Consider the following 11,320-nt stretch of genomic DNA (forward strand, 5'->3'; position numbering starts at 1 on the left):
AGTCTCGCTCAGAAGAACGGTTGCGGGCTCACGCGCAGGGGCGCTTCAGTGTTGCCGTTGGCCTTGGCCAGTCGGGCATCCGTGAGGGATTCGAGGTACTTGGAGCGGTGATAGGTGGCCATATTGGGGTTTGACCAATCCTTGCCCGGGATAATCACCAAACGCTCCAGGGCGCCGTGGATCAGCGCCTGGTCGTAGTCCAGGCCGATAGCGTCCAGCATGCCGTCCGCGTCCAGGGTGGGCTGTAGAACAACGTGCAGCTCAATGGGGCCCTTGTCCGGGTCTGGCAACGTGTCGAAGCGAACCATGCGGAACACGTTGATATCCGGGTGAACGGCTTCCTTGTGCTCACTGCCGGGCTTGCGCTGCCAGGCACAGATCAGGGCCGCCACTTCGGTTTGCTCGGGCAGGTCCAGCTCATACCGATGGATGCCAGGGCTCAGGTACAGGTCCATGATCTGCTCACGCCACAGGTGCGAATCCCGGCAAAACTTGATGGCCGTGTCGCGCAAGGCATCCTCCACCATCATTTCCGGGCAGCCCGGCACATGCGGCATCACCCGGCTGAACAGGTCGCTCCACTTCATCGCTTCGCCCTCTCGGCCATCTGTTCAGGGTGCAGCTCCTGCTTGGCTACCTTGCGCCCGGTCACCATCTGGCTGGCGATCTGCCGGTAACCCTGGGCCTTGTTGAAGTCCTGGGTGCCGGTGCTCTTTTCGTAAGCGCGGGCCAGGACCAGGTAATACAGCGCGGTGACGTAGATATCCGGCAGGCTGATCTGGCTGTTCTCGTCCACCAGGGCCGGCGGGGTGGCGGCGTAGACCAGATTGACGTATCCGGCAGGGTCCGGCTGGGGCGGCCAGACTTCAAATCGCTGCGGATCCCGGTCGTCATAGATGAAATGCCGGGCGGTCGTGCTGGCCTTGGACGCTCGCCAATCAGGCCGGGCTGACTCCAGAATGGTTCGGTCGATCTGCGTGACTGAGCGCCCCGGGGTATTGCCGTCAGCGCCCATGTTGCCGCCGATATCAACCAGGGCCACGCCACCATCCGGCAGGCTCTGCACCGTGCCAGGGGCCAACTGCACCGCCTGGTTCATCGTGTAGGCCGCAGGCTTCAGCATCACCACGTCACGCTGGGCACCGCTCAGATGGCCCACAAGCTCAGCCAGGGCCCAGCGCACATGTGTGTCATCAAACAGCGTGGTGGCCGCCTGGTTGCAGATCGTGCCGGCTGTGGTCATGGGTTATTCCTCGGACTCGACCAGCTTTTTCACTTCGTCGCGCAGTTCGGGAACCTTCAGGCTCTCGTCCATCTCGACGCCAAAGTTTTCGTAGGCGAATTTCAGCAACTCGGCCTTGCTGGCACGGCTGATGACAATGCCGTTATCAGAAACCGCAGGGGCAGACGGGGATTCGACCGTTGCCGGGCCAGTTGCATCCACTTCCTCGAACGCGGATTGCCCATTCTGGCTACAGGGCTCCATGTCGGTGTTTTTGGCGAGCAGAGGGTGATACGGAAAGACAACGCCAGTCTTGCGGTTGCGAAGAAATTTCATGGGATTACCTCAAACAAAAGGGGCTCCCGAAGGAGCCCCGTCAGTGGGTGATCAGCCCTTCACGCCGTACAGGTGCACCAGCGATTCAGGCTTGATGACCTCGTAGCCGTAGACGTTCAGGCCGCGCATCAGATCGCCGAAGCGATTCGGGTTGCGCAGGGTTTCCATCTTCGTCATCTGGCTCGCGAAGGTCAGACCAGACTTGTGGCCGGCCAGCATGTGGAAGGCATCGGTGCCGGTTTCGTCCGTGGTGGCGAGCAGGTTGCTCTTGTACACGGTGAACCGGTCGATCATCCCCATGCGACCATTGCGCAGGATGGAGGTGCCATCACCGGCCAGGCTGGCGTCCTTCAGGTCAGACTTCTTGACCAGGCCGCAGGCCCAGGCCGGCAGGATGATGAAGCGCCCTTCTTCCGGGACGTTCTGCTCATCCAGGACCGTGCCGCAATCCACGATGTAATCGAGGATGTTGTCCTTGGTGATAGACACCGGGGCAGCAGCCGCGCCGAGATTGATGTTGCCGCTGATCTTGCCGGCTGTGGCGCCGGTGTTCTCGGCGGCGACGCTGCCGTAGATGTCGCCCAACACATCGCGGTCGATGGCGATCTTGATCTGCTCGGACGCATCGTTGGACCACATGTCCATCAGATTCAGATCTGACTGGTGTTTGTCCACGTCGTCGCAGGTGAAGTTGAAGTGCTTGCCCTGGTCGATCACCAGCTCGGTGCTGGTGGACTCGGGGGTGTCGTAGGTCAGGTCCTTTCCCTTCTCGTAGTCGTAGACCTGGATGGTCGGCACGGTACGGATGTGGACCTTGTCGCCGTAGGCGGTAATTTCCAGTTGTGTTATCGACCGGCTCTTTATCCGGCCTTCTGCGAGTTTCCCCGCAGCTCAGACTATATCTTGCTTGCGTTTTTGCGGTGGTAAACCGCCCAACCGGTTTCGCCTTCAACGGCGTGATGCCGGTTGTGTTCAGAGCGGGTCATGATTTCAAGATTGTCGGGCCGGTTGTCCAGCTTGTCGCCATTCAGGTGGTGGACGATTTCATCCTCTCGGATTCGTCTGCCCAACTTCTGTTCGGCCACCAGCCGGTGCTCTCGGATATAGCCTTTCGAGTCGGCGTCCGGGTGACCCAGAGCCAACAGCATCCGATAGCCGTTATGGGTGTAAATAACACCCTCGGCCTTATTTACCGGCTTGATGGCCAGCTTCCGGCATATCCGGTAAACCTGGGTGCTGCTGAACCCAAGCTCTCTGGCGATTTCCGGTGCGGACATGGTCTCTGCCATACCCCGGATGTCGTCTTCCAGATCGCTAAGCTCTAGGCGCTTCGGCAACTCGATTCCGTGTCGTGAACAGAACCGAGCCACGCTTTTGTGTTTGTCGTATCCCATTTCTGCCGCAATCTCCTTCGCGGTCATGCCCTCGCAGGCCATTCGGAATACATCATTCACCTGTGCGCCCAGGCCTCTGTCGTGTAAGGCGTCGAATCCATGCTCGATACCTACCCACTCAATAAGGCCCAGCAGTTGGCGGTAGTCGCTGTCCATTCCTTTGACAGCAACCATGCCCACCAAACCGTGTTTCTCGAAACTCTCTTGTACCCACTCTTTAAACAGTTCGTCATTCATGGTGATTCCTCGCTTTGTCCTCCGTGGACAAAGTTTATCACCATTCGCAAGCCCCCGCACTCGTGCCCGTTTCGCCCGGTCTGGGTTACTCCGAGTAGTCGTTGAACCGTCACCCTGTTCCCAGGGCGCTTGGCTGCTGATTGCCCAATCCGCTGACTTTTTGAACCATCACGCCTGCCGTTACCAGCTACGTTGTGGTGTCAGGGCTCTAAGGGCGTCCCAGCAATTCACGGGGTTTTATGAGAGCCAGTTAACCCTCGTAATCAACGTTACTGATCGCGGCCAGCACAGTTGAGTCATAAAATTTCGTGACCAACTTGCTGGACCACAGTTCGGGGATGAAACGGGAGGCCGCTGGTGCGCCGCTAACGGTGCGGTTCGCATAGTTCGGGCCGTTCGCAATAGGCATACCCATGATGAATTACCTCTCAGGTGTCATGGTGCTGCGCCACTGGAACGGCCCGTCGTAGGCCGTCAGGAACCAGTGAGTGCAGCATGGATGTCGCGTTCAAGTGCCCGCGCTTCGTCCTCCCTGCCCTTCCACAGGCCCTGTCGTATCTGCTGCTGCAGAACGGCGTAGTCCTGGGGGGTGTACTTCGGCGTCTGAACAGGCTCTCGGCGCGGCGCTTTTTTCTGCGGCGCGACCTGCTGCTCAGGGGAAGTGGCGGAAGGTTTCGGCTCGGGCGGTTGCTGTTCGCGCTTGAACTGCTCCACCACATCGATCACCGTGAGAACGTCGAGATCGTTACCGGCGGCGTTGAGGGTGTCCTGCAGGGTCAGCCCGGTGTTCGGGTCAGGCGTTTCGCTCAGCCAGGCCACGAAGGCACGGCTGTTGTTTACCTGGTCGAAATCGGGCACCCGGCGATGCAGCGTGTTCCAGAAGCGGGACTGCTCAGGGTTTTCCTTGGGCGCTTCCGGCTGGGTATCAGCTTTGCGCTGGCCCATTTCCGCGCTGACCATGCTGCGAACGGTGTCGCTCACGGCCTTGGCGGCGTCTTCGCCCAGTTCGTCCTGCAGTCGTGACTGAATGCTTTCCAGTTCCGCAGTGGCCTGGTCCGCCGATTTCTCGGCTTTGGCCTGCGATTTCTGGGCTTCAATCAGATCCGCTTGGGTTGTCCGCAGTTGCTCTTGCAGCCTGGGAACCTCTGCCCGGTACTTGCCCTGCAGGGTTTTGTAGGCGGCGTCGAGCTTGCGGTGCTTCTCGCTCAGGTCATCCTCATCTGCGTGTCCTTGCGGGGCCTCGGGTGCGGGCTCCGGCTCGGGCGCAGGCTCTTGCGGTTCCGGCTCGTTCTCCGGTTCGGTGGTGGCCTCCGGTTCGGTCGGGGTGTCCTCGGCTTCCGGCTTGGCCGGAGCGTTCGGGTCGCCGTACATTTCCCGGTGCAGTTGTTCAGCTCGTTCGAGCTGTGCTTGCGCGGCTCTTGGTGCTGCCATGGTTGCGGCCCTCCTGGGGTATCGCTGGGTTAAACGGTTCCGGCCCGTGGCGCGGGTATCGGAATCCGGGCACAAAAAAACCGCCTCAGTGGGCGGTTTCTGGGTCTTGCGTGGGCGTCAGGCCTTACGGTGTCTGTCGCCGGGTTTTCTCAAGGCTGGCTCGCGCTTCCCTGGCAGCCTTGATCAAGTCACGGAGATCCTTCGCAGCCCCTTGTGCCTGGCGCAGCGTTGTCTCGTCGGTTTCTTCAATGCAGCATTCGGTGGTGGCCTGTAGGCTTTCCTCCAACCACTGCAGAATGTCTTTGAAATGGCCGTTGTGCTCCAGGGCCATGAGGGCTTCCAGAACACGCTGGTCAGGGCGATTGATCACTGCTGGCCACCTTGCTGCATCATTTGCTGCTGAGCGGCCTGCTGCTCCTGCATTTGTTGCATCTGCATGCGGCGGCGCAGGTCTTCCTCGCTCGGGATGGCGTCACTGGCCATGTCCACACCCTGAAGGCTCTTGCGCAGCAGTTCTGCCCTGCCCTCGATGCCAAGGATCTGCATATCAATCGGGTTGGCGGTCTGGGCCAGCAACTCCTGCAGGCGCATCTGGTTTTGCTCTTTGGCAACCAGAGACAGGGAGCCCCGGGCGATCACCTGGGCATCGCCCTTGATAGACCGATCCTCGTGCCAGAGCATGTTGTAGACGTAGAACTTTTCGATGGTCGGCGCGATCACCCCGGCGTCGATGTGCTTGATCACATTCTTGATGGCCTTCGAGGCGGCGTTCATCAGCATGGACAGGCCGGAAGCGGTCTTGCCTGCCCCGCCCACTGAATCGCCCACGCCATAGCTGTAGGACGGGATGCCGCTGTATTCGTCGGCCAGGCTGGAGTATTCCTTGAACACCTTCATCAGGGCATCGGTGTTGGCGTTGGGCTGGAAGAACTCAATCGGTGGCCGGCTGTTGCCGCCGGTCTTGGTGTAATCCAGTTGCCAGATCTTCCATGGGAACATCTGCTGCACGGTTTCACCCGGCGCCAGGCTCGCGGTATTCACGGCCACCTGGGGGCCGGAGCTGATGCCCATGTTGGCCACCAGGGCGCGGGCAGCGGCGTTGCACACGTCCTGACAGTCCTTGATCAGGTCGGGCACACCCTTGCCCCAGAACGCCCCGGGAATTTCCTCGAAACAGGCCTTGGCGTAGGGCTTGCGCCCCAGCGGGTCCGGGTTCATGCGGACACAAATCACATGGGAACCGATCAGAACGGCCATGATGTCGTACATGGCGTCCGGGTCGGGAATCTCAGATTCCGTCTTGCCCCACTCGATCAACTTGGAACCCTGGACGGAGCCCCAGTATTCCAGGGCTTCAATGGTCTTTTCTTCGTCAACAGTGCCGTTGTACTGACCACGGGCCCGATTCTTAGCAGAGCGCAGGCTCTCGCGGGTCCAGTTGCTGAGGCCATGAAGCGTGTGGTCCCTCAGAACGGCGCGGATACGTTCTTCGTCATAGCCCGGCAGGCCAATCAGGTCGTGAATCTCATCAGGGATGTACTCGTGAATCTCGATACAATCACCCTGGTCCGGTTCCACAATGCCGGGTGCAGGGTAGAAGGCAAACGGGTCCACCCGCTCAACTTCCGGAGCGATTTCCTCGGCCACGGTGACCTGGCCCTGTTGAGGAACCCATTGCAGCTTCTTCTTGCGGCGCAGCACCGGGCCTTTCAGGATGCCAGCCGGGTAGTCCACAACGTCGGAGATCACGTCATCAAACTGGCGATTCCAGCCGCCTTCGCTCAGTTGGTCCTCAATCTCGTCGGCCATCCGCTCGCACTTGGTGTCGGCCTCATCGGAAATCTGCCCCTTCACCTTGTCGTACAGCTCGTCGTACACCTCGCGCATGCGGTCCGGCGTGATGCGTTCGCCAGTGGCCTGGATAAACTGAGCGGCGTCCTGCTGAACGCGCTGCATCAGGGAGAACTTCACTTCTGGGGCCAGGTCAGGGATGCGCGTCGGCTTTAAGGACCACGGCCTGTCCCCAGCCGGCATCAGAACGTCCCGAATCCAAGACTTCGCAGCCCGGCATTTCACAGACGTGATCTGCATATAGACCAACGGCAGCCCCTGGTTCTTGATCTGTTGGGCCTTGTCCTCGCTGTACTGCCCGGCGATCTGGCGCAGGCTTTCCAGCATGCGAAGCTCCACCGGCTCCTTGTGGCGCTGGGCCACTTCCCAGAACCTCCGGATGTGTCCGGCCAGGCTTGACTCGATCTGTTCGCGCTGGCGTTCCTCGGCCTCCAGTTGCTCCTGGACGCGGGTGTTTTCCTCCCGGTCCAGATCTGCATTCGATTTAACGAGGACGAGGCCCTGATTACGCATTGGCTGCTCTGCCTGTGTTCACGATGATGGGGTTGCGGTGGCGCTCCTGACGAACGCGGACGACGTGATCCCGGATGCCCTGGACCATGTTGCCGATGTATTCCTTGCTGGTCTGATTGATGTCGTAGGTCACCTCGATCACCACCTTGTCATCGGTGACACACTTGAACTGAATCAGGGGTTTCTCGCGGTGGTACTGGACCTGAACGCCGTCACGATTGGCCCACTTGGCAAAGATGTGGCGCTTGAGGTGGTCCACCAGGCTGTCAAGCTGCTTGGTTACATCATCGATCACGTCCACGCTCCCATATCCACGTTGGCCACCGGGCGGGCCGTTACTCTCTGTCCGGCTGACAAGGCCCGGGCAATCTTGGTGCTGTCCGCCATGGTCATGGCCAGCGCAGAAGCCAGGTCCGGAGAGACGTTGATGCGTTTCTTCAGGTCCTCGGTGCGCTCGATCACAATCTGCATGTTGGCGTTGTACCCGTATTCGATAGCGGTCATTTCCAGAATCAGCTCCTTGTCGTCCGGCAACGCGGCGTCATGGAGCCATTCGGCCATCCGGCACCAGATTTCGGCCCGGGTGTTGAAGTATTTGCGGGGGTCTTCAGCGCGGGCGGCAGACTGAACATCCACCACCGGGGCGCCTAGCTCTTCTAGGCGGTCCACCACGCCGGCGCCGACACCAATCCCATCCACGCACACGGCATCGGCCTTGTGTTCCTGCCATGCCTCATAGGCCTTGGCGGCCACTTCCATGGTGGAAATCTCGCGGTAGGTCTCAGGCATCCAGACTTTCGGGCCCTGACGGCGGACAATCACGGTGCGGTCGTCGCCGTAGCGGGCCACGTCCACACCAATCACCACCGGGTAGCGTTCATAGATGCGTTTCGGGATCACTCGCAGCCTGGCCGCCTCGGCGGTGTCCTCGTTGATCAGCTGACTGCTGGACGCCCTGGGGAACTGGCCCTTGACCCGAACCCGGAAGAAGTCGGAATCCTCGCCGTAGTCATCGGCCCACTGGTCAATCTCGGCCTTGTTGGTCATCCGGCAGGTGCGGGAGTCCACCTGCCGGGTATTCCAGCGGTGGCGCATGGACCGGAAGCATTCACGGAAGCGCCCGGTATTCCGTACCGGGTTCCCGTACACGAACCAGAACGCGCCCGGGGTGGTCATGGCGCCCTCGGTAACCTCCCAGATGATGTCAGCCACGGTTGAGGCCTCATCGAAGATCACCAGCACATGCTCGGCGTGAAGGCCGGCAAAGGCGTCTGAGTTGTGTTCGCTCCAAGCAATCGCCGTCACGCCCCAGGTTTCCGGGCTTTCCACGGCAAAGAACCGGGTGGCGGTCCACTTGAACCAGTGCTTGTTGATGGATCGTTGATGCCAGACGGAAAGCTCCCGCCAAGTGGTGCTGTTCAACTGGGCCTGGGTACCGGCGGTGATCCGTCCGGCGCAATGTGGCCTGGTACTGCAGAACCAGAGAATGACCCAGGCGGTTTCCGTCGATTTGCCAATGCCGTGACCGGATGTGGTGGCGTCCCGCAGGGCAATCTCTTTCCCGTCGCGAATATGGTCGCGGATGGCGTTCAGCTGATCCTTCTGCCACTCGTCCGGCCCGTCCGGGAACTTCTCAAGCGGGGTGCCTTTCTGTCCCCAGGGAAATGCGAGCAACACATAGCGCAGCGGATCGTCCCAGCACTTCGCTATTTCTTCGCGCAGGTGCTGCTCGGATTTACTCACTGCGAGCCTGAGCCCTCTGAATGCCCTTCAGCAGAGCGTCTTCCAGTGAGGTGTCACCGCTTTCACCTTCCTTGCTGTTGATCCCGAAGGCTGTCCGCTCCAGCGTCTGGAAATTCTTCATAGCTACGGACAGGTCCTTGATGGTGACGGCCCGCTGCGGCAGGGACAGGGCTCGATTGACCCGGGCCCGGCGCTGGGCATCCCATTCTTCTTCGTCGGCCTGCTGCTCAACCAGTTCTTGCAGAGTCTGGAAGTTGGCCGTATTGTCCAGCAGCTCACCCATCAGCATCCCAGCCAGCCCGCGAGCGCTCTGAATGTCCTTCCTGTGGCTATGCACCACATCCGCAGTACGGCTGGCGACCTGCTCAACAATTTCCTCATCGGTCACCGGCTCGTGCTGATCTTTCAGAAGGCCGCGGCGAATCTTGTCCTTGGTGCGCTTATCGACTTCGCTTTCCAGGTCACGGACCCAGTTGTACTTCTTGGCCCGCTGGCGAATCGCGGCTTCACTGGCGCCGTACCGGGCGCTGATCTCGCGGTTGCTCAGCTTGTTGGCGCGCCACTCTTTCTCGATGCGCTCCCAGTCGTACTTCAGCTTGCTCATGCGGCCAGTCGCTCCAGCACCAGCAGGCGGAACTTGAAGATAGCCGTCCGGCCACTGGTGGTTGTCATTGTCAGGGTGATCGGATAGGTGTAGCCGTCGCTACCCTCGGAGAGCCAGACCTTCACGCGGTCCTCGCCCGGGACGCGGCCCTGGCCGACGATCTCAACGCCAGCGGGGGCGGTGACCAGAACGTCCTCGCTCAGGTCGTCGCCTTGCAGTGTCAGCCATTCAGACAGGTCGAAGTCATAGTCCAGGATCTCGCCCGGCTGCTTCACAAAGGCCCGCTCGCCAGCCTCAATGCGGTAGGCGCGGGTGGCGATATAGGTGCGGTTCGGCGGAGCCAGAACGTCCAGCGGGTACTGTGTGGCCGGCAGGACCGTGACGGTGCGGCTGGTGCTGCCTTCGTTGCCGGCAGCGTCGGTGACCGAGTAAACCAGGTTGTAGCTGCCGGCCTGGCTGGTATTGACCGTTCCAGTGATGGTCACCTGTTCGGTCAGGTCGCCATCAACGTCGTCGGTGGCGCTGTACCCGGGATCGGTCCACGTATCGCCAACGGTCAGCGTGCGGTTGCCGCCCACCAGGGAGATAACCGGAGCGGTCTGGTCGTCCGGGACGAACTCGACCACGGAAACCGTTCGGGTGGTCTGAGCCGTATTGCCGGACGAGTCGGTGACGCTATAGGTCAGCGTGTACTGGCCGATGGTGCCGGTATCGACTGTGCCGGTGACCACCACGTTCATGGTGATGTCGCCATCGGCGTTGTCAGAGGCGGTGTATCCCGGATCTACCCAGGTTTCGCCCTGGACGATGGACTGGTTGCCGCCTACCAGGGAAATCGTGGGCTTGACGGTGTCAGCCAGCGTGGTGCTGGTGAAGTTGCGAGCCCGGCCACCAATATCAACGGTGGTGGTGATCGTGTCGGAGTAGTCGTTGCCAGTGCGGTGACGCAGGCGGACCTGATCGTTCAGGTGGACAACGGTGTCAGCCTCGGCAAACGTGCCCCAGGTTGCGCCGCCATCGGTGGAAATGGAGTATTCGCTGGTGGCATCCCCGCTGATGGTCAGGGGCACGTCGGCACCCGCGTCCACGTCCTGAATGGTGATGGTGTTGGAGGTGACCAGTACGTCCCGGGCCTGATTGGTCAGGGCCGTGAACGTGAAGTCTGCCGGAGTGGTATCAACGGCCTCGCCCAGGCCGGTCGTGTCGATGGTGAACGACCAGGTGGTGCCGTCCAGCTCGGTGTAGGTGACCGGGATCTCGGCCTCTACGTCCGTGGCAAAGTTGCCATTCTCATCAAACGTGCCGGCGCTGGTCTGGGTGGTCAGTTGCTCGCCTTCCAGCGGCGTTGCTGACCAGTCGACAAACAGGTAATCCTCTACCGGGTCCACCAGGGTCCTGGTGGTGTAGTTGTTGCCCCGGGTGTAGGTGAAGGTGGCGCTGGCAATAACCGGCGCGGCGTCCGTGGTAATTGCCGCAGAGGTCACGACGTTGGAGTTGTTGCCCTCAGTCACTTGCACGTAATGCAGGTAATACTGGGTGCCGGCGTCCAGACCGGAAAGGCTGACGCTCTGCGTAATCTGCGCTGCTATTGCCTGTGACAGCCCGCCCGCCTTGATCGTTGCGGCGCTCTCAGTGGCGTTCGCGGTCGCCAGTACGTACAGGTCACCGCTCTGCGTGTTGGTATCCACGGTGCCGTCAGCGGCATTTTGCCCGTCTGCCGTAGCCGTCGGATTGCTCAGCGTCGCAACCGTGCCGGAGCCCACCTGATAGTTGATCGCCTCCACCTGCCCGGTTGCTGCAATGATATGGCGCAGCGTGTAGTTGCCGTCAGCGCCAGACACAACGCCATCGGTGCCAACGGTCAGCGTATCGACGAACTCGATCTGGTCACCGGCCACCGGCGTGGTCGTAAACGAGGCATCGCTCGCCCAACTGGACAAAGTGACGCTGTCCCGACCAGTTCCCGGGCTGTAGGTAAAGGCGGCTGTG

At 60.8% G+C, this 11,320-nt stretch carries 12 protein-coding genes; all 12 read right to left on the reverse strand.

What is annotated here, in order from left to right:
* Window positions 1-8: 8 nt before the first annotated feature.
* The gene (locus RO069_RS09120) at window positions 9-587 is read right to left on the reverse strand and encodes a hypothetical protein (RefSeq protein WP_328186901.1); all 579 of its coding nucleotides are present in this window, start codon (window positions 585-587) and stop codon (window positions 9-11) included.
* Window positions 584-1,243, reverse strand: coding sequence for a phage adaptor protein (locus tag RO069_RS09125; protein ID WP_328186903.1), 660 nt, complete (start codon window positions 1,241-1,243; stop codon window positions 584-586). The genes RO069_RS09120 and RO069_RS09125 overlap by 4 nt, the downstream gene beginning before the upstream one ends.
* Window positions 1,244-1,246: 3 nt before the next feature.
* A complete protein-coding gene (locus tag RO069_RS09130) occupies window positions 1,247-1,558 on the reverse strand; it encodes a hypothetical protein (RefSeq protein WP_328186905.1) in 312 nt (103 codons plus the stop codon).
* 51 nt (window positions 1,559-1,609) lie between these two features.
* Window positions 1,610-2,356, reverse strand: coding sequence for a phage major capsid protein (locus RO069_RS09135; protein WP_328186908.1), 747 nt, complete (start codon window positions 2,354-2,356; stop codon window positions 1,610-1,612).
* A 98-nt stretch (window positions 2,357-2,454) separates the two neighbouring features.
* Window positions 2,455-3,189, reverse strand: coding sequence for an HNH endonuclease signature motif containing protein (locus tag RO069_RS09140; RefSeq protein WP_328186910.1), 735 nt, complete (start codon window positions 3,187-3,189; stop codon window positions 2,455-2,457).
* Between the two features lie 474 nt (window positions 3,190-3,663).
* Window positions 3,664-4,620, reverse strand: coding sequence for a hypothetical protein (locus RO069_RS09145; protein WP_328186912.1), 957 nt, complete (start codon window positions 4,618-4,620; stop codon window positions 3,664-3,666).
* Window positions 4,621-4,744: 124 nt separating this feature from the next.
* Complete coding sequence (locus RO069_RS09150; RefSeq protein WP_328186915.1) at window positions 4,745-4,951, reverse strand: hypothetical protein; 207 nt, start codon at window positions 4,949-4,951, stop codon at window positions 4,745-4,747.
* Window positions 4,952-4,986: 35 nt separating this feature from the next.
* Window positions 4,987-6,984 carry a portal protein gene (locus tag RO069_RS09155; RefSeq protein WP_328186916.1) on the reverse strand — a complete coding sequence of 666 codons (1,998 nt, stop codon included), beginning with the start codon at window positions 6,982-6,984 and terminating at the stop codon, window positions 4,987-4,989.
* Entirely contained in the window at window positions 6,977-7,279 is a 303-nt protein-coding gene (locus RO069_RS09160; RefSeq protein WP_328186917.1) for a hypothetical protein, read from the reverse strand. The genes RO069_RS09155 and RO069_RS09160 overlap by 8 nt, the downstream gene beginning before the upstream one ends.
* The gene (locus RO069_RS09165; protein ID WP_328186919.1) at window positions 7,276-8,727 is read right to left on the reverse strand and encodes a terminase; all 1,452 of its coding nucleotides are present in this window, start codon (window positions 8,725-8,727) and stop codon (window positions 7,276-7,278) included. The genes RO069_RS09160 and RO069_RS09165 overlap by 4 nt, the downstream gene beginning before the upstream one ends.
* On the reverse strand, window positions 8,720-9,331 hold the full coding sequence (locus RO069_RS09170) for a hypothetical protein (protein WP_328186920.1): 612 nt from the start codon (window positions 9,329-9,331) through the stop codon (window positions 8,720-8,722). Before RO069_RS09170 ends, RO069_RS09165 begins: the two co-directional genes overlap by 8 nt.
* The gene (locus RO069_RS09175) at window positions 9,328-11,271 is read right to left on the reverse strand and encodes a DUF5011 domain-containing protein (RefSeq protein ID WP_328186922.1); all 1,944 of its coding nucleotides are present in this window, start codon (window positions 11,269-11,271) and stop codon (window positions 9,328-9,330) included. The genes RO069_RS09170 and RO069_RS09175 overlap by 4 nt, the downstream gene beginning before the upstream one ends.
* Between the last annotated feature and the right edge of the window lie 49 nt (window positions 11,272-11,320).

The sequence above is a fragment of the Marinobacter sp. OP 3.4 genome, assembly GCF_036224885.1.
Lineage (GTDB): Bacteria > Pseudomonadota > Gammaproteobacteria > Pseudomonadales > Oleiphilaceae > Marinobacter.

What these genes read in the sequence shown, in the direction of transcription:
- RO069_RS09125 (WP_328186903.1), bottom strand. Translation starts at nt 1,243, where the DNA reads ATGACCACAGCCGGCACGATCTGCAACCAGGCGGCCACCACGCTGTTT.
- RO069_RS09145 (WP_328186912.1), bottom strand. Translation starts at nt 4,620, where the DNA reads ATGGCAGCACCAAGAGCCGCGCAAGCACAGCTCGAACGAGCTGAACAA.
- RO069_RS09150 (WP_328186915.1), bottom strand. Translation starts at nt 4,951, where the DNA reads ATGGCCCTGGAGCACAACGGCCATTTCAAAGACATTCTGCAGTGGTTG.
- RO069_RS09170 (WP_328186920.1), bottom strand. Translation starts at nt 9,331, where the DNA reads ATGAGCAAGCTGAAGTACGACTGGGAGCGCATCGAGAAAGAGTGGCGC.
- RO069_RS09120 (WP_328186901.1), bottom strand. Translation starts at nt 587, where the DNA reads ATGAAGTGGAGCGACCTGTTCAGCCGGGTGATGCCGCATGTGCCGGGC.
- RO069_RS09140 (WP_328186910.1), bottom strand. Translation starts at nt 3,189, where the DNA reads ATGAATGACGAACTGTTTAAAGAGTGGGTACAAGAGAGTTTCGAGAAA.
- RO069_RS09155 (WP_328186916.1), bottom strand. Translation starts at nt 6,984, where the DNA reads ATGCGTAATCAGGGCCTCGTCCTCGTTAAATCGAATGCAGATCTGGAC.
- RO069_RS09130 (WP_328186905.1), bottom strand. Translation starts at nt 1,558, where the DNA reads ATGAAATTTCTTCGCAACCGCAAGACTGGCGTTGTCTTTCCGTATCAC.